This window comes from Rhodoferax sp. (assembly GCF_023701345.1).
Lineage (GTDB): Bacteria > Pseudomonadota > Gammaproteobacteria > Burkholderiales > Burkholderiaceae_C > Rhodoferax.
The window spans coordinates 1-26,033 of record NZ_JAMPXE010000036.1; the positions used below are offsets into that span (position 1 = coordinate 1).

At 60.6% G+C, this 26,033-nt stretch carries 24 protein-coding genes, 1 pseudogene and 1 riboswitch; of the genes and pseudogenes, 16 read left to right on the top strand and 9 right to left on the bottom strand.

All coding sequences use genetic code 11. The features are described from left to right. The 3 genes from NDI87_RS06990 to NDI87_RS07000 form a co-directional block, all read right to left on the bottom strand. On the bottom strand, window positions 1-806 hold an 806-nt coding region (locus tag NDI87_RS06990), incomplete at its 3' end, for a fatty acid desaturase (protein ID WP_296274213.1). 83 nt (window positions 807-889) lie between these two features. After that, window positions 890-1,927 (bottom strand): ABC transporter substrate-binding protein, encoded by a 1,038-nt coding sequence (locus NDI87_RS06995; protein ID WP_296274215.1) that lies wholly within the window; start codon window positions 1,925-1,927, stop codon window positions 890-892. 53 nt (window positions 1,928-1,980) lie between these two features. Beyond that, a riboswitch (guanidine-I (ykkC/yxkD leader) is annotated at window positions 1,981-2,091 on the bottom strand. 159 nt (window positions 2,092-2,250) lie between these two features. Beyond that, window positions 2,251-3,240 (bottom strand): helix-turn-helix domain-containing protein, encoded by a 990-nt coding sequence (locus NDI87_RS07000; protein ID WP_296274216.1) that lies wholly within the window; start codon window positions 3,238-3,240, stop codon window positions 2,251-2,253. A gap of 61 nt (window positions 3,241-3,301) precedes the next feature. Between NDI87_RS07000 and NDI87_RS07005 the strand changes: the two genes are divergently transcribed. Genes NDI87_RS07005 through NDI87_RS07030 form a run of 6 tightly spaced genes read left to right on the top strand, consistent with a single transcriptional unit; the run spans window position 3,302 to window position 10,570 of the window. Further along, the gene (locus tag NDI87_RS07005; RefSeq protein WP_296274218.1) at window positions 3,302-4,078 is read left to right on the top strand and encodes an SDR family oxidoreductase; all 777 of its coding nucleotides are present in this window, start codon (window positions 3,302-3,304) and stop codon (window positions 4,076-4,078) included. A 7-nt stretch (window positions 4,079-4,085) separates the two neighbouring features. After that, window positions 4,086-5,711: an AMP-binding protein gene (locus NDI87_RS07010; RefSeq protein WP_296274219.1), complete on the top strand. Its 1,626-nt coding sequence runs from the start codon at window positions 4,086-4,088 to the stop codon at window positions 5,709-5,711. Further along, entirely contained in the window at window positions 5,704-6,462 is a 759-nt protein-coding gene (locus NDI87_RS07015; RefSeq protein WP_296274221.1) for an enoyl-CoA hydratase/isomerase family protein, read from the top strand. The genes NDI87_RS07010 and NDI87_RS07015 overlap by 8 nt, the downstream gene beginning before the upstream one ends. A gap of 59 nt (window positions 6,463-6,521) precedes the next feature. Beyond that, window positions 6,522-7,658: an acyl-CoA dehydrogenase family protein gene (locus NDI87_RS07020; protein ID WP_296274246.1), complete on the top strand. Its 1,137-nt coding sequence runs from the start codon at window positions 6,522-6,524 to the stop codon at window positions 7,656-7,658. Between the two features lie 39 nt (window positions 7,659-7,697). Beyond that, entirely contained in the window at window positions 7,698-8,516 is an 819-nt protein-coding gene (locus tag NDI87_RS07025; RefSeq protein WP_296274222.1) for an enoyl-CoA hydratase/isomerase family protein, read from the top strand. Continuing rightward, window positions 8,513-10,570: an NADPH-dependent 2,4-dienoyl-CoA reductase gene (locus NDI87_RS07030; protein ID WP_296274224.1), complete on the top strand. Its 2,058-nt coding sequence runs from the start codon at window positions 8,513-8,515 to the stop codon at window positions 10,568-10,570. The genes NDI87_RS07025 and NDI87_RS07030 overlap by 4 nt, the downstream gene beginning before the upstream one ends. Before the next feature lie 288 nt (window positions 10,571-10,858). On the opposite strand, the gene NDI87_RS07035 is transcribed toward NDI87_RS07030, so the two are convergent. The 5 genes from NDI87_RS07035 to badH all read right to left on the bottom strand — a co-directional run bounded on the left by NDI87_RS07035 (window position 10,859) and on the right by badH (window position 15,640). Beyond that, window positions 10,859-11,578: a peptidoglycan DD-metalloendopeptidase family protein gene (locus tag NDI87_RS07035; RefSeq protein ID WP_296274225.1), complete on the bottom strand. Its 720-nt coding sequence runs from the start codon at window positions 11,576-11,578 to the stop codon at window positions 10,859-10,861. Window positions 11,579-11,592: 14 nt separating this feature from the next. Next, window positions 11,593-12,564, bottom strand: coding sequence for a L,D-transpeptidase (locus NDI87_RS07040; RefSeq protein WP_296274227.1), 972 nt, complete (start codon window positions 12,562-12,564; stop codon window positions 11,593-11,595). Between the two features lie 309 nt (window positions 12,565-12,873). Then, window positions 12,874-14,028 (bottom strand): acyl-CoA dehydrogenase family protein, encoded by a 1,155-nt coding sequence (locus NDI87_RS07045; RefSeq protein ID WP_296274228.1) that lies wholly within the window; start codon window positions 14,026-14,028, stop codon window positions 12,874-12,876. An 18-nt stretch (window positions 14,029-14,046) separates the two neighbouring features. Beyond that, window positions 14,047-14,844, bottom strand: coding sequence for a 2-ketocyclohexanecarboxyl-CoA hydrolase (badI, locus tag NDI87_RS07050; RefSeq protein WP_296274230.1), 798 nt, complete (start codon window positions 14,842-14,844; stop codon window positions 14,047-14,049). 28 nt (window positions 14,845-14,872) lie between these two features. Next, complete coding sequence (gene badH, locus NDI87_RS07055) at window positions 14,873-15,640, bottom strand: 2-hydroxycyclohexanecarboxyl-CoA dehydrogenase (protein WP_296274232.1); 768 nt, start codon at window positions 15,638-15,640, stop codon at window positions 14,873-14,875. 89 nt (window positions 15,641-15,729) lie between these two features. On the opposite strand from badH, the gene NDI87_RS07060 reads away from it, so the two are divergent. Further along, window positions 15,730-16,200, top strand: a complete 471-nt coding sequence (locus NDI87_RS07060) for a MarR family transcriptional regulator (RefSeq protein WP_296274233.1) — start codon at window positions 15,730-15,732, stop codon at window positions 16,198-16,200. On the opposite strand, the gene aliB is transcribed toward NDI87_RS07060, so the two are convergent. Continuing rightward, window positions 16,197-17,345, bottom strand: coding sequence for a cyclohexanecarboxyl-CoA dehydrogenase (gene aliB / locus NDI87_RS07065; protein ID WP_296274234.1), 1,149 nt, complete (start codon window positions 17,343-17,345; stop codon window positions 16,197-16,199). The two genes, NDI87_RS07060 and aliB, sit on opposite strands and share 4 nt — an antisense overlap. A gap of 276 nt (window positions 17,346-17,621) precedes the next feature. Here aliB and aliA point away from each other — a divergent pair, with 276 nt between their 5' ends. The 9 genes and pseudogenes from aliA to NDI87_RS07110 form a co-directional block, all read left to right on the top strand. Continuing rightward, window positions 17,622-19,244 carry a cyclohexanecarboxylate-CoA ligase gene (gene aliA / locus NDI87_RS07070; protein WP_296274236.1) on the top strand — a complete coding sequence of 541 codons (1,623 nt, stop codon included), beginning with the start codon at window positions 17,622-17,624 and terminating at the stop codon, window positions 19,242-19,244. A gap of 19 nt (window positions 19,245-19,263) precedes the next feature. Then, complete coding sequence (locus tag NDI87_RS07075; RefSeq protein WP_296274237.1) at window positions 19,264-20,079, top strand: SDR family oxidoreductase; 816 nt, start codon at window positions 19,264-19,266, stop codon at window positions 20,077-20,079. Window positions 20,080-20,110: 31 nt separating this feature from the next. Continuing rightward, window positions 20,111-20,962 carry a branched-chain amino acid ABC transporter permease gene (locus NDI87_RS07080; protein ID WP_296274238.1) on the top strand — a complete coding sequence of 284 codons (852 nt, stop codon included), beginning with the start codon at window positions 20,111-20,113 and terminating at the stop codon, window positions 20,960-20,962. A 12-nt stretch (window positions 20,963-20,974) separates the two neighbouring features. Then, window positions 20,975-21,952, top strand: a complete 978-nt coding sequence (locus NDI87_RS07085; RefSeq protein WP_296274239.1) for a branched-chain amino acid ABC transporter permease — start codon at window positions 20,975-20,977, stop codon at window positions 21,950-21,952. Then, window positions 21,953-22,684, top strand: coding sequence for an ABC transporter ATP-binding protein (locus NDI87_RS07090; RefSeq protein ID WP_296274240.1), 732 nt, complete (start codon window positions 21,953-21,955; stop codon window positions 22,682-22,684). Next, window positions 22,681-23,385: an ABC transporter ATP-binding protein gene (locus NDI87_RS07095; protein ID WP_296274241.1), complete on the top strand. Its 705-nt coding sequence runs from the start codon at window positions 22,681-22,683 to the stop codon at window positions 23,383-23,385. The genes NDI87_RS07090 and NDI87_RS07095 overlap by 4 nt, the downstream gene beginning before the upstream one ends. A gap of 77 nt (window positions 23,386-23,462) precedes the next feature. Further along, on the top strand, window positions 23,463-24,656 hold the full coding sequence (locus tag NDI87_RS07100) for an ABC transporter substrate-binding protein (protein ID WP_296274242.1): 1,194 nt from the start codon (window positions 23,463-23,465) through the stop codon (window positions 24,654-24,656). Window positions 24,657-24,719: 63 nt separating this feature from the next. Then, window positions 24,720-25,895, top strand: a complete 1,176-nt coding sequence (locus NDI87_RS07105; RefSeq protein WP_296274244.1) for an acyl-CoA dehydrogenase — start codon at window positions 24,720-24,722, stop codon at window positions 25,893-25,895. Window positions 25,896-25,914: 19 nt separating this feature from the next. Then, a pseudogene (locus NDI87_RS07110) lies at window positions 25,915-26,033 on the top strand (electron transfer flavoprotein subunit beta/FixA family protein); the annotation flags it as partial.

The following is a 26,033-nucleotide window of genomic DNA, read 5'->3' on the forward strand; positions in this document are numbered from 1 at the left end:
CAGGGCGCCGTGGGGCGCTCATGGTGCGCGTTGTGGTAGCCAAAATTCAGCCACAGCAGGTTGAGCCAGGGGTGGTTGAGGCCGACCACGTTGCTGAAGGTATTGGCCTGCTCGTAGGCACGGTCACGCAGCTTGTCAGCCGGAATGGGCTGGTCATCAAGGATCGGATAGGCGTCGTAGGTGTGCTGAAAACAATCGGCAAAACGCAGCACCGTGACAAACACCAGGTAAGCCAAAAAGTAGAGCAGCAGCGCCTGGGGCGACCACCAGCCCAGCAAGGCAAAGGCGCTCAGACGGACCGCAGCCACGCCCAGAATGCGGCCCCGGGCGGCGCGTTTGCGCTCATCCTGAAACGGCAGCGCCAGCACAAAGGCCCGCATCAGGAACTCGACCGCCGGGAAATAGGCCCACTCCAGCGCCAGCACGGTGTTGCGAAACCAGGTTGGCGCGCGCAACAAAAACCCACGGGCGTCGAAGGTGATGACGTCAGCGCGCTCCACATGGTGGCGCATGTGTTTGCGCCGCATGTCGGCAAAACTGGCATAACAACTGCCGTTGACCCAGCTCATCAAAGTACCCCAGCGCTCGTTGGCCGCTGCGGTCTTGAAGATGGCGTTGTGGGCAAATTCATGAATGAAATAGGCCGACCAGACCAGGGTTTGGGCCACCAGTGCCAGGCCCAGCGCATTGAATGTCCAGGAGGCCGACCCCAACAGGGCCACGCCGACTCCATAACCAACCAAAGTAAATGCCAGTGCCGCCACGTTGGGCCACACGCCATCGGGATAACGAAAAATTTGCGCCATCAAACACCTCTCCAACAAAGAATCAAGGGCTGCAAAACGCGATGGGACCCGCCCATCGGTTCTGCATCAGGTCCAACCAAACCTTATTTCTTGGTCAATGCGGTGACAAATTGCGCGTCAAAGGTGGCCTCTGCCGCCGGAATGGCCTTGATCTGGCCCTTGGCCTTGAGCAGTTCACCAATGATCTCGCCGCTGGCGTAGTACGAGGTGGTTTCCTTGGCCTTCATGAACGCCTTGGGCATCTCCGCCAGGGGAATGGTGTACACACCCGCGAGCTGTTCCTTGACTTCCTTGGCGGAAACACCCATGAACTTGCCAATGATCTTGGCCGATTCGTCGGGTTTGGCCTTCATGTAGGCCACGCCATCCAGATAGGCCTTGATGATGCCGGTGATCTCGGCGGGCTTGGCCTTGATGACCTTGTCGTCAAACACCATCACGTCGGCGATCAGGCCCGGCGCATTTTTGGACGAAAACACCACCTTGAATTTCTTGCCACCGCCCTGACCCAGAATCTGCGACAGGCTGGGCTCATAAGTCACGCCAATGGGCAACTGGCCGGAAGCCATGGCAGCCGGCACGGCTTCGGGCGTCATGCTCACCGGCACGATGTCCTTGTCGGTCATGCCGTTGGTTTTGAGCGCATACGACAACAAGAAATCAGACGGTGACAGCGGGTTGAAGCCCACTTTTTTACCCTTCAAATCCTTCACCGTCTTGATGCTGCTGTCAGCCACGATGGCATCACCGCCGTTGGAGTAGTCGATCGGCATGACCACCTTTTGCGCGTTACCCGACGCCACCTGCCCCACCACCTGGTCATAGGTCAAATGGCCGCCATCGATGGCGCCAGAGGCAATGGCCGAAGGAATCAGGGCCGGGTCGTTGAACACCTGCAAGGACACTTTCAGGTTGTATTTTTTGTACAAGTCCAGCGCTTCAGCCACATAGAAGGGACCGTAGCCGATCCAGACCACGGTGCCCAATTTCATGGTGGTCGGGCCGGCCGCAAAACTTGAGGCGGCAGCCAGGGAGACCGCCAGACCCAAGGCGGGTTTGCACAAGCGGCTCAGCAAAGACGATGTGCCGTTAGCAGGGAGGGAAAAACTTGATGAACGCATGACAAAACTCCTGGAGTGAATAAAAGGCGCAGGAAGAGACGATCTGTACATCGTTCTCCCGGGCTTTTATCCCTCCGTGGAGCCTCTTGCGAGGCCGGAGCACTCTCGGACCAGACATTACGCGAACGCGACATTCGCCAACCGGAACCCTAGTGCCCCTACGCGAGAGCATTCGTGCCTCAATGCACAAATCGCTGTTCTTGCCATGTCAAATACGCAAAACACGTGCCATCTTTTTTGCTCGAATACTTGGAAATTCACTGATGCAGGATTCAACCTGCGCCGGTTTGAAGTTACTTTTCGCTGAATTGGTGCGCCACTGCTTATATTTGGTGCATGTCTTCGCCCACACCGGCGCTCACAGGCGTGAGCATTGTCTCCATGGCTTTCGCTCTGAACTCTCGTGGACTTAAGGCCGTGTGCTTGCGAAAAAACCGGCAGAAATAGGTCTCATCGGCAAAGCCCAAGGCATAGGCTATCTGTTTGATGCTGTTGCCGGTATAAACCAACAGGCGTTGGGCTTCGTGGATCACGCGCGCATTGACGATGTCAAGGCTTGACATGCCCAGCACCTCACGGCACAAACGCGAAAGTTGCCCTGGCGTGATGCCAAGCTGCCCGGCGTAGTCTGTGATGGGCAGATGTTTCTTGAAGTTTTCATCGACCATACTGCGAAATTTCTCAATTTGGCTGTACTTGCGCGAATGGACGTTTGTCGCGGAGACTTCATTGATACGCGTCAGTCTCGCCATCTGGATGCAGATCGCAGCCAGCAGCGCCATGCCTGCTGTCAACTGCCCCACTGTCTGAAGATGCGCCTCACGCTCAACCGCCAAAAACAACGGCATCAAGTATCCGGCATGGTCGCTGGCTCCGTCCAAGGCAAAAACGACGGGTTTGCGCAGCTTGTTCAACAACTCCGGGCTGGCCACGCCTATCATGGACTCCAAAGGCCGTTGCGCAGCGGTGATGACGGGGCCATCCACATCTTCCGAGAAATTAAACCCATGCACGGTTTGTGCCGGAATCCACACCAGGCAAGGCGCTTTGAAGAAAGTCCTGGAATGGTCAATCAAGACCTCGCCCGACCCCTGTGTCAAATACAGGATCTGAATCAGGGCATCGTGCTTATGGGGCCTTATTTTCCAATTGTATGGGCGGGAACGCTGTGGAATCCACTCGAAGTCAAACCAGCTTTGCCAGCCGGGCTGGGCTTGCACGCCGTAAAGCGAGTAGTTAGGGATAACCCTTATCGTCAAGATTGATCCTTTGTAAGACGCACGAATTGTGCTGTATCTGGCATGAATCGTCAAGCTGTGCGCAGCCTCCCGCGCACACAATTCACCTATCCAATTTTGAGGAGATCACATGACCATGCGCGTTTTAGTGACGGGCGCCAGCCGCGGTATCGGCCGTGCGATTTGTTTGCGTTTGGCCAGCCAGGGCGCAGAGATTGCCGCCTGCGGGTCAGCCCACGCCGATGAACTCGATGCAGTCATCGCCGAGGCCGCCAGACAAGGCGGCCGGGTGGTGCCCTTGCTTGGCAACCTGGCTGATCCAGCCACCCCGGCGCGGCTGGTTGAGCAGGCCGTGGCGGCTTTTGGTGGCTTGGACGCGGCGGTGTCCAACGCGGGGGTGTCGCGCCCGTCGACCTTGGCCAAACTGGAGATCGAGGACTGGGACTATTTGTTTGCCGTCAACACCCGAGCCCCCTGGCTGCTGGCCAAGGCCGCCTACCCGGCGCTGCGCCAAAGCCGTGGCAGTTTTGTCTCGGTGGCGTCCATGTCTGGCGTGCAGCCTTACCCCGGCATGGGCGCCTACAGCCCGAGCAAAGCCGCCGTGCTGATGCTGGTGCGCACGCTGGCGCAAGAGTGGGCGGCCGACGGCGTTCGTGTCAACGCCGTGTCGCCGGGCCTGATTCACACTTCGCTGACCGCCAAGGTGTATGCCGATGCCCCGACCAAGGCGGCACGCGAGGCGCTGGTGCCGCTGCACCGCATTGGCGACCCGGATGCCGACATCACGGGAATTGTGTCGTTTTTGCTATCGCCTGACGCTGGCTACATCACCGGCCAGAACATTTTGGCGGATGGTGGCTTGCTCGACGCCGCGCATGGGCTGGTGCCCGGCCGCCCGGCTTCTGACAGATAAAGCGATCATGATTGAACTGAAACCAACACCCGCATCCCGCGAGCGTTATTACCAGGCTGGCTACTGGCAGCACCAGTCGTTGGGACAACTGATTGCGGCCAGCGTGGCCGCTTATCTTGATAAAACTGCCGTGACGGACGCCTCCGGCCACAGCATCAGCTACCGCGAACTGGACGACAAGGCCTCGCGGCTGGCCGCATTCTGGCGTGCGCGCGGCGTGGGCGTGGGCGACGTGGTCACGATGCACCTGCCCAACTGGTGGCAAACCGCCGTGGTGACCTGTGCCGCCTTCAAACTGGGCGCGGTGATCAACCCCTTGCCACCCACTTACGGCTGGAAAGACCTGGCTTTCATCATGAACAAGAGCGGCGCCAAGGCGGTGATCGTGCCGGGCCGGTTTCGCAGCATGGACTACACCGAGCATCTGCTGCGTATTGCACCCGAGCTACTGGTGCAGCCCAGCATTGTGGTGATCGGGGCAGGCAGTGCCGCCATTGGCAACAGCTTTGAAGAAGCCTTGAGCGGCCCGCTGCTGGCGCAGACGCACGATACCGCCGCTGATGACCCCGCCCTGCTCTTGTTTACCTCGGGCTCCGAGTCCAAACCCAAAGGCGTGGTGCACACCCACAACACCGCCATTTATGGCGAACGCGCCTTGGCAGGCACCCTGCAGCTTGACCACCAGGATGTGTGTTTTATGGCCTCCCCGGTGACCCACACCAGCGGTTTCATGCACGGCATTTTGATGACCTTGATGACCGGTGCCACGGTGTCGCTGCTGGATGTGTTCAAGGGAGATGCGGCGGTGGACCAGATGCTTGCCAGCCGTGCCAGCTGGACCATGGGCGCGACACCGTTCTTGAGCGATGTGGTGGACAGCCTGGAGCGCAGCGGCAAGCGCTTGCCCGACCTGCGTTACTTTTTATGTGGCGGCGCGCCCATTCCGGAAGTGGTGGTACGCCGGGCGCAGGCGGTGGGCGTGCGGGTGCTGAGCATCTATGGTTCTACCGAGAGCCCGCCCCACACCGTCACCTGGCCGGCCGACCCGATCGAAGCCGCCTGGCAGTTCGATGGCCGGGCCTTGCCGGGTGTGGAAGTGTGCGCGGTGGATGAAGACGGAAAACCGGTGCCATCCGGCCAACCAGGTGAACAATGGTCGCGCGGCCCCCATGCCTTTATTGGTTACCTGGGTGAGCCTGAATTGACCGCCCGCGCACTGGATGCCAACGGCTGGTACCACTCGGGAGACCTGGCCACGATAGGTGCAGACGGTGCTGTGCGCATCGTGGGTCGTATCAAGGACATGATCATTCGCGGCGGGCAAAACATTTCATCCCGCGAAGTGGAAGACATCCTGCTGGAACACCCGGCCTGCCAGTCGGTGGCGGTGGTGGGCCTGCCCGATGAACGACTGGGCGAACTCGGCTGCGCGGTGGTGGTGTGCCACCCTGGGAAAACATTGGATTTTGAAGACATGAAGCAGTTCCTGATTGGCCGCGGTGTGGCGCGTTTCAAGCTGCCGGAGCACCTGGTACTGCGCGATGTCCTGCCCGCGACCCCAAGCGGAAAAGTCCAGAAATTCAAACTGCGTGAAGAATTGAAAACCCTGATTGGAGCAAAAGCCCATGTTTAAAGTAGAAGACCGCGGCGCCGTGGCGCGTATCACCATGCAGCGTGCCCCGGTGAATGCCCTCAGCACCGAATTTATTGCCGGTTTCATGCAGGTGCTGGACAGCCTGGCCGCCAAAAAAGACCTCACCGTGCTGCACCTGCGCAGCGACCAAAAAGCCTTTTGTGCCGGGGCCGATCTGACCCAGGTGGCAAGTTGTTTTGCCACGGACAACGGGGCCGATGTGATGCGGCAAAACATCGTGGGCTTTCATGCGTTGTTTGACCGCATTGAAGCCTTGCCTTGTGTGACTCTGGCAGAAATTGGCGGCTCTGCATTGGGCGGCGGGTTTGAGCTGGCGCTGGCCTGTGACTTACGCATGGCCGCCACCAGCGCCAAACTTGGTCTGCCTGAAGCCAAGCTCGGGTTGATCCCCGGCGCCGGTGGCACCCAACGCCTGACCCGCTTGTGTGGCCCGGGCATAGCTGCACGCATCATTCTGGGTTGTGATGTGGTGGACGGCACCACCGCCTGTCAGCTTGGCATGGTGCAGTGGGCGGTGGCCCCCGGTGACCTGGCGCAGGAAGCCGAGAAGCTGGCGCAACGCATCGCGGACCAGTCAGCACCTGCCCTGCAAGTGGCCAAACGCTGCATGGCCCAGGTGGGCAAGCTGGCGCCTGCCGGATTTGAAGCCGAACTCGATGGCATCCATTCGCTGGTGACCACGGTGGAAGCGCAGACCCGCGTAAAGGCTTTTCTGGCCCCACGCAACTAAGCGCTTCAGACGATCAGAAGCCACACAAGCCGCCCCAAGGAGACCCCATGACCATGACCATCCTCACCCGCAACATCTTCAGCCCGGACCATGATGCTTTTCGCGACTCGGCCCGCAAGTTCTTTGAACAGGAAGTGGCGCCTTTCCACAGTGCCTGGGAAGAAGCTGGCGTGGCCCCGCGCGAGGTCTGGCTCAAAGCCGGCAAGGAAGGTTTTCTCTGCACCAACTTGCCAGAGTTCTGTGGCGGCAGTGGGGCCGACCGGCTGTTTGCCGCGATCCTGATCGAGGAACAGGCCCGGCTGGGTTTGTCCGGCCCGGGCTTCTCGACCCATTCGGACATCGTGGCGCCCTACATCCTCAACTACGGCACGCCGGAACAACAGCAGATGTGGCTGCCTGCCATGGCGCGGGGTGAGCTGATTGGCGCGATTGTGATGACCGAACCCAGCGCCGGCAGCGACCTGCGGGCGATGCGCAGCACCGCCATCCGCCAGGGTGACGAGTGGATTTTGAACGGCCAAAAAACCTTCATCACCAACGGCCAGTGCGCCGACATTCTGGTGGTGGCAGCCAAATCCAGCAAAGACCCCGATTGCAAGGACTTGACGCTGTGGGTGATCGAGGCCTCGTCACCCGGTGTGACCCGGGGCCAGAACTTCAAGAAGATCGGCATGAAGGCGCAAGACACCTGCGAGCTTTATTTCGACAACGTGGTGCTCACCCGGCGCAACATGCTCGGCGAAGAAAACAAAGGCTTTGGCTTGTTGAGCAAGGAACTGGCCTGGGAGCGGCTGCAGATCGCCGTGGGTGCCGTCGCCACCTGCAGCGCCGCGCTTCAATGGACCGTGGACTACACCCGCCAGCGCAAAGCCTTCGGAACACCGATTGCCGACTACCAGAACACGCGCTTTCGCCTGGCCGAAATCAAGACCGAGATCGAGATCGCCCGGACCTTTGTTGACCGTTGCCTGAGCGAGGTCTGTGACGACAAACTGGACAAGGCGGTCGCCGCCATGGCCAAGTACTGGTGCACCGAACTGATGGGTCGCGTGCTGGACCAGTGCCTGCAATTACATGGCGGCTACGGTTACATGTGGGAATACCCGATTGCCCGCGCCTTTGCCGACGCCCGGGTGCACCGCATCTACGGCGGCTCCAACGAGATCATGCGCGAGATCATCGCCCGCACGCTCTGACGACACCTTCAATTGAAAGATTCACTGGAAAACATCTTTATGACCCAAGCTCAATCACCCGCTGCCAAAACCTGGCGCTTTATCGAAGTGGCGCGCGAGGGCGCGGTTGAATGGCTCACACTGGCCCGGCCTGACAACTTCAACTCACTCAACCTGGGCCTGACCGAAGAGCTGTACGACTACTTTGGCAGCCTGCCCGAGCGAACGGACGTTCGGGTCGTGGTTTTGCGCGGCGCCGGCAAGCATTTCTGCGCGGGTTATGACCTGGAGGACGTGGACCTGTTGACGGTGTCGGTTGACCAGGCTTTGCGCTTGCAGCGCCAACTCTCGGGGGTCGTTCTGCGCATGCGCCGCTGCCCGCAACCGGTGGTCGGCCTGTTGCAGGGTGCAGCCTGCGGCGGCGGCTTCGCGCTGGCGCTGGGTTGTGATGTGCGTTTCGCCGCGCCCAACGCGCGCATGAACGTGGCCATGGCAAAGATCGGCCTGACGGGATGCGACATGGGCATCAGCTATTTCCTGCCACGCACGGTCGGCCCGGCGATTGCTGCCGAACTGATGTACACCGGCCGCTTTGTCAACGCCGAGCGCGCGCTGCGCATCGGTCTGGTCAATGAGGTGGTGCCTGAAGAGCTGTTGCTAGACACCGCCCGAGAACTGGTGCAGGAAATGCTCGCCATGTCGCCGGTTGGCCTGCGCCTGACCAAGGACGGCCTGGCCATGGCGCAGGAGACCAGCAGCCTCGCCACCGTGATGGCGCTGGAAGACCGTGGTCAGGTCATGTGTTTTGATGCCTTCATGAAAGAGGGTGTGGCTGCCTTCCACGAAAAGCGCGCCCCCAACTACGGAACTGGCCAATGAGCAGCGTGCCCCAAACCAGTCACACCAGCTACCCCCGCCTGCTGGCGCCGCTGACCGTGCGCAACCTGCATTTGCGCAACCGCATGGTCATGGGCGCCATGCACACGCGACTGGAGAGCATGGATCGGCCCATTGAGCGCATCAAGGCGTTTTACCGCGCCCGCGCGGAGGGCGAGATCGGCCTCATCATCACCGGCGGTGTCTCGCCCAACATGGCTGGACGGATGGAAGACGACGCCCCCGCCATGACGACGGATGCCGACCTGGACTGGCACCGCGCCATCGTCGATGCCGTGCGCGACACCGACACCCAGGTCTGCATGCAGCTCTTGCACGCAGGCCGCTACGCCAAATTTGACGGCTGCGTCGGCCCCGGCACGCTGCGTGCACGCATCAACAAATTCACCCCGCACGCGCTGACAACACAAGAGGTCTGGAACACCGTCGCCGACTATGCGCGGGCAGCCGTGATGGCCCGTGATCTCGGCTACCACGCCGTCGAGATCATGGGCTCCGAGGGCTACCTGATCAACGAGTTCACGGCGCCCTGCACCAACCAGCGCACGGACGAATTTGGCGGCGACTTTGAAGGCCGCATCCGTTTCCTCCTTGAAATCCTCAAGGCCGTGCGCCAGGCGGTGGGGCCGGACTTTGCCATCATCTACCGCATCTCGGCGCTGGACCTGGTCGAAGGCGGCATGACGGGTGATGAAACGCTGGAACTGGCCCGCCGCGCAGAGCAGGCTGGCGCCGACATTCTCAACACCGGCATCGGCTGGCACGAATCCGACGTGCCCACCATCTCGCACAATGTGCCGCGTGCCGGCTGGGCCTACGCGGTGCGCCGGATCAAGGAGGTGGTGACCATCCCCGTGATGGCCTCCAACCGCATCAACGACCCCGGCGTGGCAGAAGCCATTTTGGAATCAGGCCAGGCCGACCTGGTATCGATGGCCCGCCCGCTGCTGGCCGACCCCGACTTTGCCCGCAAGGCCCGGCTGGGTCAGGCCCTGCGCATCAACACCTGCATCGCCTGCAACCAGGCCTGTCTTGACAACATCTTCAAGCACAAGACGGCGACGTGTCTGGTCAATCCGCGGGCGGGCCGCGAACTCGATTGGGCGCTGCGACCGGCTGAGCGGGTCAAACGCATCGCGGTGGTTGGTGCCGGTGCCGCAGGCATGAACTTCGCCTTCAATGCCGCCGAGCGCGGCCATCAGGTGACCCTGTTCGAAGCGGGCTCCGAGCCGGGTGGGCAACTGTGCCTGGCGCGCAATGTTCCTGGCAAGACGGAATTCGACGAGATGCTGCGCTACTTCCGCGGGCGACTGACCGAGGAAAAAGTGAACCTCAGACTGAACTGCGCGGTGACGGCAGCGCAGCTTGCCAGCGATGGTTTTGACGAGGTCGTGCTGGCGACCGGTGTCAGGCCCCGCCAACCCGAGCTGGCCGGCATGCATCGGCCCGATGTGTTGTCTTACGACCAGGTGTTATCGGGGGCTGCCCCGGTGGGCGAACGCGTGGTCATCATCGGCGCCGGTGCCATCGCCTATGACATGGTGGAATTTCTGCTGGGCGACGTGCCGCACAACCCACCGGCATTGGCTGACTTTGCGGTGGAATACGGCTTGGACGTCAGCGCGCAAGTCGCGGGCGGGCGCAGTCCCAGGCCGGAACGCTTGCCTGCGCGCCGACAAGTGACGTTGCTGCAGCGCAGCGAGCGTCGCCCGGGCGCCTCGCTCGCCGTGAGCACCGGCTGGATCAGGCGCGACAAGGTGCTGCGCTTCGGCGTGCCAATTCTGACGGGCGTGACGACCCAGCGCATTGACGACGCGGGCCTGCACTACAGCACGCTGGACGGCAGACAAACCACCCTGCCCTTCGACACGGTCATTCTCTGCGCCGGGCAGGAGCCGGTGCGCGAGCTTGAAGCGCAGTTGCACCGCGCCGCGCCAGGGCTGCCGGTGCATGTCATCGGCGGCGCGGACAAGGCAGCGGAGCTTGACGCCAGGCGCGCCATCGAACAGGCCAGCCGGCTGGCGCTGGAGATTTGAGCTTGATGACGTTCTGGCGATCCCGGCAAGCTGGCGGCATTGCCCTGATCGTGCTGGCGGCGCGGTGATGCGTCCGGTGATGTTGTTCACCCGCTGGAAGCCGGAACTGTTGCTGAGTTATTGGCACTGGTTTCTGGTCGTCAGGTTTTTGGGGGCGTTTGGGCGCCTGAACATAGGCAATTCGGCCGCCACCCCGACTCGTCCCTGCGAGCAAACTGCCTGTGAAATCGAAAAAAGAACCCAGAGTGCAGCGTCAATGTCGGGAACGCAACTGGTCATCATGCGCAATCAGGGACGTGCAGTCCCTCCCAATAGCGGGTAAGGGTTAATCGGGCTACCTTTCCACCATTGTTTCTCCGGTCCCAATGCGAAAGTGGCAAAGTGCAAATGCGGGGTGTTCGGATCGGCGTTGCCGCTGGTGCCAACATAGCCGACCAAATCGCCGCGTTTCAGCCTCATCCCTTCTTTGACATCGGCGGCGTACCGATCCAGATGTGCGTAGTAATACGCAAACTTTTCGCTGGTATCGAATTGGTACACCGTCAGGCCGCCTGGTTTGCTGTTGAACAATTTAGCAATTGTGCCGTCCGCTACCGCAAAGACTTGCGTTCCCTTGGGTGCCAGAATGTCGATGGCTTCATGGCGACGTTCGGAGCCGCGGGCATCATTGAAGGTGTCTTGGAGCGCGCTGGCCTTGATGCCCGCGACCGGGATCAGTAGCTGATCTGCCACCGACACTGCAGACTCAGATACTGATATTAATACTGATACGGCAACGGTCGCAGGCTCCGGCGGGGACACTGTGGCTGGTTCGGACACAGGCGTCTCAATGGCGCTGGGCTCTTGCTCTACGGCTGCCGCAACTGGAACACTGGGAAGCGCTGGCGCCATGACTGTGGAACGGCTTGCAAGAACCGCCACCGGCTGGGGCGAGCCCATGCCTGTGTAGACATACATGCCGACCGTGCCAACCAGCACGCCGCTCAAAAACGTGGCGATCCATTTCATGGCGGGGCCGCTCTTTATTCTTGCAAAAGAACGTCGACACCGGTGACGACCGATTGCGCAAGGGCAGTCGCGTCCCAGTTGGTTAACCGGATGCAACCGTGTGATTGGGTCTTGCCGATGGTGGAGGGTTCTGGCGTGCCATGGATGCCGTAATGTGCTTTCGATAGATCAATCCAGACGACGCCAACCGGATTGTTCGGACCGGCCGCAATCCTGGCCTTGGTGTCGCCTGGATCGGCGTCCCAGAACAACTTCGGGTTGTAGTGAAACACTGGATTGCGGGCAACGCCATTGACCTTCCAGTTCCCTAGCGGGAGCGGATCATACTGGCTGCCGGTAGTGACCGGAAACTGGGCAATTATTTTTCCGCCGGCATCGACCAGGGACAAAGTGTGGTCCGATTGATCAACAATTATTTTGACCGCTTGCGGTAATTCGCTCGTGCCGGCGACATTGGGCACGATGATTTCTTCGCCAGCTCTGCCAAAGTTTTTGCCGGGATTGAGTTCCGCGAGAAGCTTGGGACTTACATGAAATTTTTCACTGAGTGCTTCTTTGGCAGAGGTATAACCGAGTGCCTTCATCTTCGCTTTGTCCACCCATTCAGTCGGGATCGGATCAAATGGACCTGCAACGTCGGCGTCCAGCAGCGTATAGGAAACCAGGATGGGTGCGGTGTCGCTATTCAACACGGCCCAGGTAGGCGCATCGATGCTGCCGGTATTCTGCAAGCCGTTAGCCTGCTGGTAACCGCGTATGGCATTGCGCAAATTCTGTCCGTAGGCCGCATCGATTTCACCGGAGGAAAAGCGCGCTCGGTCCAGCAAGACTTGCGCGCGCAGCACGCCGCTGCCTTTCATTTTTTCGGTAATAGGCTGTGCGCGTTCAGTTTCACTGAGCGTGTCGGGGGCTAATAATGGAGCCGCCATCGATGAGGTGCTCGCCGCGCAAGTCATGAGCACCGCCAGAAAATGCTGCATTTTCATATTTATTTCTTTAGGTTTAATTCTGCCGCCCAGCGTAACCGTGATTGATGTGGAGGTCTGTGCGCTATCGAACCAGGGATTTCACGTCAGCAGCGGGTGATCGGTCGGTTATCGAGCAGGCATTTCAAACCCATTGCCGGGTTTGCGCACGGACCTGCTAACGCTACAGCTATTCAAGTAATCGCACCAACCTTGCCTTTGGCGTGCTGGCCTGCTAACTGCGGACAATGCCGCGCATGCCGAAAGCCCTGAAACACGGTGGCTCGGGTGTGCATCGGGCTTCTGGCTTGAGGTGCAGGCAGTGGCAATTTATTGCCCGCCTTCACGCAACAGGTTGCGGGCAATCACCAATTGCTGGATCTGGGTGGTGCCTTCATAAATGCGGAACAGGCGCACGTCCCGGTAAAAACGCTCAATGCCGTATTCGGCCAGGTAACCGGCGCCGCCAAAGATCTGCACCGCACGGTCGGCCACACGGCCACACATCTCGCTGGCAAACATTTTGGCGCAAGCAGCCTCGGTGCCGACATCGCGGCCTTCATCGCGTTTGCGGGCGGCATCAATCACCATGCAGCGGGCCGCATAAATGTCGGCATGGCTGTCGGCCAGCATGGCCTGGATCAGCTGGAAGTCGCCAATCGGCTTGCCAAACTGTTTGCGTTCACGGGCATACTGCAGCGCATCGCTCAGGATGCGCTCGGCCGCACCGGTGCTGGCGGCGGCGATGTTGAGCCGCCCCTTGTCCAGCACTTTCATGGCGGTCTTGAAGCCCACGCCTTCCTTGCCGCCAATCAGGTTGACCGCAGGAATACGCACGTTGTCAAAAATCACGTCGCAGGTGTGTGCCCCTTTCTGGCCCATCTTCTTGTCAAGGGCACCCAGCGAGACACCTGGCGTCCCTTTTTCGACAATGAAAGCCGAGATGCCGCTGGCGCCTTTTCGGTCTTTATCGGTCCGCGCCATCACGGTAAAGATGCCGGCTTCAGGCGCGTTGGTGATGTAACGCTTGGTGCCGTTGATGACATAAAAGTCACCGTCCCTGACCGCCGTGGTGCGCAGGCTGGCGGCGTCCGAGCCGCTGTCGGGTTCGGTCAGTGCAAACGAACCGATGATCTCGCCGGTGGCAATCTTGGGCAGGTAATACTGCTTTTGCGCCTCGGTGCCGTCAATCACGATGCCTTGCGCGCCAATGCCGTTGTTGGTGGCAAACAGCGAGCGAAAGGCGGGTGAGGTTTTGGACACCTCAAACCCCGCCATCACTTCTTCTTCCATGGTCAGGCCCATGCCGCCGTAGATTTCCGGGATCGACATGCCAAAGAGACCCATGTCCTTCATGTCCTGCACGATATCGTCAGGAATCTGGTCCGTCTCGCCAACATGGGCTTCCTGTGGCACCAGTTTCTCGCGCACAAAGCGGCTGATGGTGTCGAGCAAAAGGGTGAGGGTTTCTGGGTCTCTGATCATGATGTTTCCCCTGGTGGATTACTTGACGTATTTGCGGAATTCGGGCTTGCGCTTTTCGCGGAAGGCGTTGCCACCTTCTGCCGACTCCGGGCTTTCGTAATACAGCTTGAGCGCGTGCATCGCCAGGCCGCCCATACCGCGGATCATTTCGGTGTCCACATTGAAGGATTTCTTGGCCAGGGCAATGGCCGTCGGGCTCTTTTCGACGATCTCAAGGCACCACTTGCGCACTTCGGCGTCGAGCTGGTCTTGTGGCACCACGCAGTTGACGAGGCCCATGGCCAGCGCTTCCTGCGCGGTGTAGCGGCGGCACAGGTACCAGATTTCGCGCGCTTTCTTTTCGCCGACGACACGCGCCAGCAAGGCGGTGCCAAAGCCGGGATCGACCGAGCCGACACGCGGGCCGGCCTGGCCGAGTTGCGCGTTCTCGGACGCGATGGCCAGGTCGCAGATCGTGACCAGCACGTTGCCGCCGCCAATGGCGAAACCGTTGACGCGGGCAATCACCGGTTTGTTGCAGTCGCGGATGGCGCTTTGCATTTCTTCGACCGGCAGGCCGATGACGCCACGGCCGCCGTAGCCGCCGTCCTGCGTGCCCTGGTCGCCGCCGGTGCAAAAGGCTTTTTCGCCGGCGCCGGTCAGCACCACCACGCCAATGCTGCGGTCGTGATCGGCATCCTTGAAGGCGTGGATCAGCTCTTCGCAGGTGTTGGCCGTGAAGGCGTTGTAGGCCTTGGGCCGGTTGATGGTGATGGTGGCGATGCCATCGGCCTTGGTGTAGAGGATGTCGGTGTAGACAGCTTTTTGGAGTTCCATTTTGGTTCCTTGTGAGTGTGTGAAAGAGTTAACCAACCATGGTCAGACCACCAGACACGCTGATGACCTGGCCGGTGATGAAGGATGCGTCGTCGCTGCCAAAGAAGGCAATGGCGCTGGCCAGATCGTCGCCCTGGCCCAGGCGGCCCAGCGGGATGGCGCTACGGAAGGCTTCGATCAGCTTGGCCGGGTCGCGCGCGCCTTCGGCCACGCCGGCCAGCAAGGCGGTGTCGGTCGGTCCGGGGCACACCACGTTCACCGTGATGCTCTGGCGGGCGTGTTCACGCGCCAGCGTCTTGCTTAGTGCCACCAGGCCGCCCTTGCAAGCCGAATAGACGGCTTCGCCGGAGGAGCCGCCGCGGGCCGCGTCCGAGGCCACGTTGACGATGCGGCCATACTTGCGCTCGGCCATGCCGGGCAGCACCGCATGCAACATGTGCAGCGCGCCGGTCAGGTTGATGGCGATCAGTCGTTCCCACTCGGACGGTACGGTCTTGACGAAGGGCTTGAACACATCCCAGCCGGCGTTGTTCACCAGCACGTCAATGGGGCCAAGTTGTGCTTCGGTGGCGGCCACTGCAGCATCCACCTCGGCGCGTTGGGTAATGTCGCACTTGAAGGCGGCAGCCCTGCCGCCTGCGGCCGTGATGCTGTCCACCACCTTTTGGGCGGCCTCCAGGTTCATGTCGAATACGGCCACTTTGGCACCTTCAGATGCAAACCTGCTGCAGGTTGCGCCGCCAATGCCGCCACCGCCGCCGGTGACCACAACTACTTTGTCTTTCAATCCACGCATTACTTTTCTCCTGTTAAAAATAAAAAAATTGTTTGTCGTTGGTGACGCATCGCTTACGATCACCGCTGTCCTGTTTGCTGAAACACCCCATGCCTGATCTGCGCACCGAGAAAAACCACGCCATTCACGAAATCAACAACCGCTTGTTCTTTCGTCTGTTTCAAGTCGCCAACACCCTGCACACCAAAGGCACGCAGGCGGTTGAGGAACTCGGTGTGACGACGCAGCAGTGGTCGGTGCTGGGCGCACTGTCGCGGCCGCAGGTGAAAGACGGCATGTCGATTGGTGACCTGTCGCGCTTTTTGCTGGTAAGCCGCCAGAACCTGACCGGTCTGCTGTCGCGCCTGGAGCGCGACGGCCTGATTGAGCGTGTCACCAGCGAGGACGACCGCCGCTCGCGCAAGGTCAAGCTGAGTGCGCAGGGTCAGATCCTCTGGACCAAGCTGCAGGAACCCATCCACAACTTCTACAACGAGGCCTTGAAGGACCTGTCGTTCGATGATCGGCTGGCGTTTATCCATTACTTCACCAAATTGCAAACCAATATGTCCAGGCTTTAGGTCAGGCGCATGCCAGACTTTTCGCGCGCGATGATCATCTTCATGATGTTCGCCGTGCCGTCGCCAATCTGCAGGCCAAGCACATCCCGGTAGCGCTGCGCAAACGCGTAGTCGCTGGCGTAGCCGCCGTGGCCATGCGTCAACAAACACTGGTGAATGATTTCGCAGGACAGCTTGGGGCCCCACCATTTGCACATCGCGGCTTCAGCCGTGTGCGGTTTGCCGTTGTCCTTGAGCCATAAAGTGCGCAGGCAGTGCCAGCGCAGCGATTCCACATAGGTTTCGGCTTCGGCCAGCGGAAAGCTGACGCCCTGGCGTTCGATGATGGGCAGGCCAAACGTCTCCCGGCCCTTGGCGTATTCCCAGGCCTCGTCCAGCGAGGCACGCGCCACACCCATGCATTGCAGGCCGATCAGCGCGCGGCTGTAGTCAAAGCCCTGCATGACTTGGATAAAGCCCTTGCCTTCGTCGCCCAGCATGTGGTCGGCGGGCACGCGCACATTGTCAAAAAAGATCGAGCCGCGGCCGACGGCACGGGTGCCCACGTCGTCAAAGGCGGTGCGGGTCAGACCGGGCAAGTCCATCGGCACCAGAAACGCGCTGATGCCTTTGGCGCCGTCCTTGTCAGTGCCGGTGCGGGCAAACACCACCGCCACGTCCGACTGGTCGGCCAGTGAAATCGAGGTTTTTTCGCCGTTGATGACAAAGTGATCGCCATCGCGCACCGCCTTGAGCTTCAGGCGGGCGGCGTCGGAGCCGGCGCCGGGCTCGGTCAGGGCAATCGCAACGAGTTTGTCCCCCGCCAGGATCGGCTTGAGCCAGCACTCTTTGAGGTATTCCTGCGCGTGGGTGGCAATGATTTGGCCGCACAACGATGTCAGCAGGTTGACGTACGACATATTGAAGTCGCCATAAGCAATCTGCTCCAGCAGCAGGCCACTGGTGACGCAGTCCACACCCAGGCCGCCGTAGACCTCGGGCAGTTCAGGCCCGAGAAAGCCCATGTCACCCATGGCCTTGATCATGGCGCGGTCGATACGGCCGGATTTGTCACCTGCCTTATAGCCGGGGGCCAGCTTTTGTGTGGCAAAACGGCGGGCACTGTCTACCAGCGCCTGCTGGTCGTCACTGAGGTTGAAGTCCACTGCAATCTCCTTTTTGTTTCGGTCCACCTAGTTTAAGAAGCAATCCCAAATCATGTCAATATGTTTACTCAAAATATTTCTCGATAATCAAAATTATTTTCAAGGAGAGGTGTTTTTTTATAATCTTATTAGGGAAAGTCCTAGGTAGCAAAGCAATGTTTTTTACAAAAAAGCACTTGTAAAAAGATAGATATGGAAATACATTGTCGGAACTCGTGAACTTCAGGTGTGCCGAAAACCCTGTATCACGACCCTAATGAACAAAGGAGAACCCCAGTGCAATTCGATCCCGTTTTAATTCACTCTCGCCAGTCAGCCATGATGGCTGCAGGCTTCTGGCGTCACCAGACCATCAACCTTTTCATGGCGCAGGCGCTGCAAAACTGTCCAGACCATCCGGCAGTTGTTGCCTACCGGAGTGACGCAGCCGCGCCGGTGCGCCTGAGTTACAAGGCACTCGACAAGCAGGTGGACCGGATTGCGCGCGGCCTGCAGGCACTCGGCGTGGGTCACAGCGATGTGGTGAGCTGGCAACTGCCCAACTGGTGGGAGTTCATAGCGCTGGCGCTGGCCTGCGCGCGCATTGGCGCCGTGGCGAATCCGGTCATGCCGATCTTCCGCCAGCGCGAGCTCAAGTTCATGCTCGACTTTGGTGAGACCAAAGTCTTCATCGTTCCCAAAAGCTACAAGGGCTTTGACTATGAAGGCATGGTCAACGGCATGCGCAATGACTTGCCCTTTCTGCAGCATCTGGTGGTGCTGGGTGGCGACGGTGCCAACAGTTTCGAGTCGCTGCTGCTACGCGACGACACGCCGGCTCTGACCGGTCCGGGCCTGGAACCCGATGACGTGCTGCTGCTGATGTACACCTCGGGCACCACGGGTGAACCCAAGGGCGTGATGCACACGTCCAACACGCTGTTTGCCAACCTGCATGGCTTCATTGAAGCCTACGGCCTGACACAAAAAGATGTGATCCTGGGCGCCTCGCCGATGGCGCACCTGACCGGTTATGGCTACCTGGCGATGATTCCGCTGATTCTGAACGCCACCACCGTGCTGCAAGACATCTGGGAGCCCAAACAGGCGCTGGAGCTGGTTCGTGATGAGGGCATCACCTTCAGCATGGCGTCGAGCCCCTTTGTGGCGGACTTGTGCAGCGCAGCCGAAGCCGGTGGCCCGGTGTCGCCCCGGTTTGCCAATTTCTGCTGCGCCGGGGCACCGATCCCCCCGGTGTTGATCGAGCGCGCCCGCAGGGTGTTGGGCCTGGCCGTGAGCTCGGCGTGGGGCATGACCGAATGTGGTGCCGTGACCATCACCGAGCCCGCGCGCACCAACGAAAAATCCGGCAGCACGGACGGCCGCGCGATACCGGGCATCGAGCTCAAGGTCGTCGGCCCCGATGGCCAGGCCCTGCCCACCGGCCAGACCGGTCAGCTGCTGGTGCGCGGCAGCTCGATGTTTGCCGGCTACCTCAAGCGCCCACAGCTCAATGCCACCGATGCGGATGGCTGGTTTGACACCGGCGACATGGCTTTTCTCGACGCCGATGGTTATGTCCGCATCAACGGCCGCAGCAAGGACATCATCATCCGTGGCGGCGAAAACATCCCGGTCATGGAAATTGAAAACCTGCTTTACAAGCACCCTGCCGTGGCGCTGGTCGCCATCGTCGGCTACCCGGATGCGCGCCTGGGCGAGAAAGCCTGCGCCTTTGTCACCGTCAAGCCCGGCCACAGCTTCTCGCTGGAAGAAATGAGCCGCTACCTGTCCGAACACCAGGTCACCCGCCAGTACCACCCGGAGCGCCTTGAACTCATGGAAGACCTGCCGAAAACACCCAGTGGCAAGCTGCAAAAGTTCAAGCTGCGCGAGTCGGCCAAAACCTTTGCCGCCTGAGCACCAGGAAACAAGCACCATGGACGCACGGATGAACAAGGTGGCGGTGGTCACCGGTGGCGCCGATGGCATCGGATGGGCCACCGTGCAACGCTGGGCGCAAGAGGGCTACCGCGTGGCGCTGCTTGACCTAAACGTTGATGCCGTTCAGGCACGCGCCACTGAGTTGGGGCAGCCGCACATCGGTGTGGTCTGCGACGTGGCCAGTGAAGCCAGTGTCGCTGCGGCGATTGCGGCCGTGATGTCCGCCTTTGGCCGCATCGACGCCCTGGTCAACAACGCGGGCATTGGCGACCAGGCCGGCGCTACCGTGGCACAGAACGTCGAGGCATTTGACCGGGTGCTGGCGGTTCACCTGCGCGGTACTTTTTTGGTGAGCCAGGCCGTTGCACGGGTCATGCTTGAGGCCACGCCTGATGCTGGCGGCGCACGCGGCAGCATCGTCAACCTCGGCTCCATTGCCAGCAGCATCGGCCTGCCTGCGCGCAACGCCTACAGTGCCGCCAAGGCCGGCATCGTTGGCATGACCCGCGCCATGGCAAGCGAATGGGCGCGCGACGGCATTCGCGTCAACGCCGTGGCACCGGGCTATGTGCGCACGGCGCTGGTGGTTGAACTCGAACGCAAAGGTGCGCTGGACGCAAAGGGCATCGCCCACCGGACCCCACTGGCAAGAATGGCCGAGCCCGCAGAAATTGCCGAAGCCATCATTTTTCTCGGCTCAAACCGGGCCAGCTACATCACTGGCGCCGTGCTGCCGGTAGATGGCGGCTGGACGGCATTTGGCGCCCCGGAAGCGGCCCTGCGCCCCGTAGCCGAACAAGTTTGCGCCTGACCCATTCCATTCAAGAACAAGGAGACAAACTGTGCTAACTATTAATTTATTCAACGGCCTGGTCTATGGCGCATTGCTGATCGTGATGTGCTCGGGCCTGGCCTTGATCTACGGCCTGCGCCGTGTCGTGAATTTTGCCCACGGCTCGCTCTACATGATGGGGGCCTATCTGGGCTACACGATCGCCGGCTACAGCAACTTCTGGGTGGCACTGGTGGCGGCCCCGGCCATCATGGCTGTGCTGGGTGTGCTGCTGGACCGCTACGGTTTCCGGCTGCTGCAGGACCGTGACCCCCTGAGCGTGGTGCTGGTCACTTTCGGCCTGTTGTTGATCATCGAGGATTTCGTGCTGGCGGTCTGGGGCAAGAGCAACTTTTCGATGTCTGCGCCCGAGGCGCTGAGCACCTCGGTTGATCTGCTGGGCACGCCGGTGCCGGCCTACCGCATCGCGGTGATCGGCGTCGGCGCCATTGTTGCGCTGGGCCTGAGCTTGTGGCTGCGCTACTCCAGGATTGGCTTGTTTGTGCGCGCCGCCAGCACCGACCCCACCACCACCGCCATGCAGGGTGTCAACACCGACGTGCTCAGCGCCGGCGTGGTTGGCCTGGGTACCGCATTGGCCGGCTTGGCCGGGGTGGTCGCCGCACCGTTTCTGTCTTTGTCGCCATCCATGAGCAGCGACGTGATCATCGATTCCTTCGTCGTGGTGGTGATCGGCGGGCTGGGTTCGCTGGCCGGAGCCTTTGCCGCGGCGATGGTGCTGGGGATGATCCAGGCCGTTGGCGCCGTGTATTTGCCGGATACAGCCGCCTTGCTGCCCTTTGTGCTGATGGTCGCCATCCTGATCTGGAAGCCTGCCGGGTTTGCCGGAAGCCGTACTTAAAAAGGTAACTCCATGTCTATTCAACGAATCAGCTTGAGCACTGCCATTGCCCTGGGTGTGGGTGGTGCTGTGGCACTTGGCAGCTCCGCCAACTTGTTGGCGCTGTTGACCCAGGCCATCATCTACGCGGTGTTTGCCATCGGTGTGGGATTGCTGCTGCGGCAAAACGGCATGGTCAGCTTTGGCCACGCCTTGTTCTTTGGCTCTGCAGGCTACTTTATTGGCATCTTGCTGCAACTCAAATTGATGCCCGCCGAAGCCGCCATTCTGGTCACCTTGCTGGCCTTGACCTTGATGGCATTTGTCATGGGTCTGGTGATCGTGCGGGTACCCGGTATTGCCTTTGGCATGTTGACGCTGGCCATCGGTCAGATGTTCTTCCTGACGGCTTCACGCTCGCGCGGACTCACCGGCGGCGCCGATGGCATGAGCATTGAGTGGCCGGCCACGCTGTTTGGCATCGAAATGTCGAAGCTCATCAAACCAGACATGATTTTTCTGATCTGCTGGGTGACCCTGGTGCTGGTGTTGCTGTTGCTGACGCTGCTCTTGCAGACACGCTTTGGCAGCATCACCGAAGCCGTGCGTGACAACGAGGAGCGGGCCAGGTTCATTGGCATCCGTACCTTGCTGCCACGGGCTGCGGTCTATGCCCTGTCAGCCACCGTGACGGGTGTTGCCGGCTTGTTGTCGGCCTTGAATACCGGTTTTGTCTCGCCCGAGAACCTGCACTGGAGCTTGTCGGGTGTGGCACTCATGATGGTGGTGGTGGGCGGGCACAAGGTGCTGTGGGGGCCGGCCTTGGGCGCCATTGTGTATTTTCTGGCCAAGGACATCCTGGGCCACTATGCCAACCACTGGATGGCCATCTTCGGCACCGCGTTGATCGCCGTCATCGTTTTTTCACCGACTGGCATTGCCGGGGCACTGGCCAAATTGGTCCGGGGGAAATCCCAGCCCGGCGCGTTGGCCAAGACATTGGGGCATTGAATGAACATAACAGATAACGAACTGGTGCTGGATGCGCAGGACGTCGCCATCCATTACGGTGGCGTCAAGGCCGTCGATGGCGTGGACTTAAGCCTCAAGCGCGGCCAGATTCACGGGCTGATTGGCCCCAACGGTGCCGGCAAGTCGACCGTTATCGACGCCATCACCGGCCGGGTGCCGCTCACGCGTGGCAAGGTCTTGCTGGGCGGGGTCGACGTCACCGAGCTGGGGCCAACGCAACGCAGGCTGCGTGGCTTGTCGCGCAGCTTCCAGCGCACCAGCATCTTTGCCCAGATGATGGTGCGCCAGCAGGTCGAACTGGCCTCCTACAAGATGGGCGCGGCCGACTCCGGGGCGGATGCCGACGCCATCCTGCAGGAACTTGACCTGATGCACCTGACCCACGCGGTGGCCGCAGATTTGGGCTATGGCGAGCAGCGCCGCCTCGACCTGGCGCTGGCGCTGGTGGGCCGCCCGACCGTGTTGCTGCTGGACGAACCGATGGCGGGTCTGTCGGTCAAGGAGTCGCACGATCTGGCCAAACACCTGCAGGCGCTGACCACGCGCTGGGATGTCTCGGTGCTGCTGGTGGAGCACGACATGGACGTGGTGTTTGGCATCTCTGATGTCGTGACGGTATTTGAATTGGGCCGCGTGATCGCCACGGGCGAGCCCGCCGCCGTGCGGGCTGACCCCAGGGTGCGCACCGCTTATCTCGGGAGTGCAGCATGACAGTGTTATTGAAACTGGAGCAGGTCAACGCCTTTTATGGCTCGGCGCACATTCTGCATGGCCTGGATTTGACGGTGAACGCCGGCGAGAGGGTGGCCCTGGTGGGCCGCAACGGTGTCGGGAAAACCACCGTGGTCAACACCATTCTGGGTCTGGCCACGCTGCGCGGCGGTCAAATTCATCTGGGTTCTTACGCACTGAAAAAACCCCGTCCCTACGTTGCTGCGCAGCACGGCGTGGTGGTGGTGCCGCAAGGCCGGCGCATTGTGGCCAATTTGTCGGTCGAAGAAAACCTGCTGCTCGGCGCTGCGGTCGGCCGCAAGGGCCCCTGGAACGTGCCGGAAATCTACAAGCTGTTTCCCATTCTGCAAGAGCGCGCCCACACCCCGGGCACGGCGCTGTCAGGCGGCCAGCAGCAGATGCTGGCGGTCGGGCGGGCCCTGATGGCCAACCCCAGTCTGATCCTGCTGGACGAGCCCACCGAGGGCCTGGCACCGGTGATCGTCGATCAACTGGCAGACATATTCAACCAGGTTGCCAGCCAAGGCACCGCCTTGCTGTTGATTGAGCAAAACATGAGCCTGGTGGTGCGTGTGGCCGAGCGATATTGCGCCATGGCCAAGGGCGCCGTGGTGGCGCAAGGCCGGGTGGAGAACACCCGCGAGAGCCTGGTCGATCTGGAAAACCATGTGATGGTTTGATTCAACTGATTGCTTTTTTGACGATAGCGGCTGCCGGACCGTATCCGGCGTTTTTTTAATATTTTGGAGACAACAACATGTTCAAACTCAAACTGAAACCCCTGCAGCGCACCTTGCTGGCACTGAGCCTGACCACGGCCCTGCCGTTCACGGTTTTGGCGCAAGCCAAAGACCCGGTCAAGATCGGTTTGGTGTCGTCCAAGTCCGGCGTATTCGCCGAGCAGGGCGGCGAAGTCATCAGCGCCATCAAGTTCGCGATCGAAGAGGCCAACGCCAAGGGCGGTGTGGACGGTCGCAAGGTAGAGGTGTCCGAGGCTGACGACGAGAGCACGCCCGATGCCGGTCGTCGCGTGGCCGAGAAGCTGTCCCGCGACGGCTACAACCTGCTGATCGGCGCAGTGCCATCGTCGATCTCGCTGGCCATCATGCAAAACCTGGACCGCTGGGACGCCGCCTATTTCGTCCAAGCCTCCAAGTCCGACAAGATCACCACCGACAGCTGCAAGGCGCGCGCCATCCGCACCAACCACTCTGACGCCATGGACATCGCCATGATCAAAGAGTGGGCCAAGACGATCAAGGGCAACACTTTTGCGACTCTCGGTGCCGATTACGTCTGGGGCCGTGACTCGGCCGAGTCGTTCAAAAAAGCTGTTGAAGCTCAGGGCCGAAAAGTGCCGCTGAGCCTTTACGTGCCACTGGGAACCAAAGACTTCTCGCCCTACCTGGCGCAGCTCAAGGCCGCCAATGTGGACGCGATCTGGGTGGCTGAGGTGGGCCGTGATGCCATCGCGTTCATGAAACAGTCGGCAGAGTTCAACCTCAAAACCCCACTGCTCACCCACGCGATGCTGTCGAACTTCATGATCAACGCGGCGGGCAACATTTACGAAGGTGTGCCGGGCAACCTGGGCTACTCGCCCGACCTGGACAACCCGCGCAACAAGGACTTTGTGAAGTCATTCAAGGCCAAGTTCAACCGCCTGCCGACCGACGTTGAAGGCCAGGCCTACAACGGCATTCAGGTCATCTTCGAAGGCGTGAAGCTGGCCAAGAGCGTCAAGCCCGCCGACGTCACCAATGCCCTGCGTCAGAACGTCACCCTCGACACCATCTACGGCAAGGTGGCTTTGCGTGCGGCCGATAACCAGTTGGTGCTGCCCAATTACGTGGCGCGTGTCAAGAAGGTCGATGGCGCACTGCGCCAGGTGGTCGAGCAGACCTTTGATGCGTCCCTGACACCCCCTGCATCGCCTTTGTGCAAGATGTAATCGAAGCCGAGTCCTCCCGCAAGGGAGGATTTTTCCAGTATTCCATTTTCAATCGGAGACCTCATGGCCCACGCAGCATTCAACTGGCAAGATCCCTTTCTTCTCGATCAGCTACTCAGCGATGACGAACGCGCGGTGCGCGATGCGGCACGCGCCTACTGCCAGGATCGCCTCGCGCCGCGCGTGCTGCAGGCGTTCCGGCAAGAGAAAACCGATCCGGCCATTTTTCGCGAGATGGGGGAGCTGGGCTTGTTGGGCACCACCATTCCCGAAGCCTGTGGTGGCGCCGGCATGAACTATGTCTGTTACGGGCTGGTGGCGCGCGAAGTCGAAGCTGTCGACTCCGGCTACCGCTCCATGATGAGTGTGCAGTCCTCGCTCGTCATGGTGCCCATCAATGAATTTGGTACCGAAGCGCAAAAACAGAAGTACCTGCCCAAACTCGCCACCGGCGAATATATCGGCTGCTTCGGCCTGACCGAGCCCAACCACGGCTCCGACCCTGGCAGCATGATCACCCGCGCCCGCAAAGTGCCCGGCGGCTACAGCCTGACCGGCACCAAGATGTGGATCACCAACTCACCCATTGCTGACGTCTTTGTGGTCTGGGCCAAAGACGACGAGGATGCGATTCGCGGCTTCGTGCTGGAAAAGGGCTGGAAGGGTTTGAGCGCGCCGGCCATTCACGGCAAGGTGGGGCTGCGCGCCAGCATCACCGGCGAGATCGTGATGGAAGAAGTCTTTTGCCCGGAAGAAAACGCCTTCCCCGATGTGCGCGGCCTCAAAGGCCCGTTCACCTGCCTGAACTCCGCCCGCTACGGCATTGCCTGGGGCGCCCTGGGTGCCGCCGAAGACTGCTTTCACCGCGCCCGCCAATACGTGCTGGATCGCAAACAATTTGGCAAGCCGCTCGCTGCCAATCAGCTGGTGCAGAAAAAGCTGGCCGACATGCTGACCGATATTTCACTCGGTTTGCAGGGCTGCCTGCGCCTGGGTCGCATGAAAGACGAGGGCACAGCCGCCGTGGAAATCACCTCGATTCTCAAGCGCAACAGCTGTGGCAAGGCACTGGACATCGCCCGCACCGCGCGCGACATGCTCGGTGGCAATGGCATCAGCGACGAATTTGGCATTGCCCGCCACATGGTCAACCTGGAGGTGGTCAACACCTACGAAGGCACACACGATGTGCATGCCCTCATTCTTGGCCGTGCCATCACCGGCATTGCCGCATTCTGACATTTCAGGAGATTTGAATATGAAAATATTGGTCGCAGTCAAGCGCGTGGTGGACTACAACGTGAAAGTCCGGGTCAAGTCGGACCACACGGGAGTAGACACCGCCAACGTCAAAATGAGCATGAACCCGTTTGATGA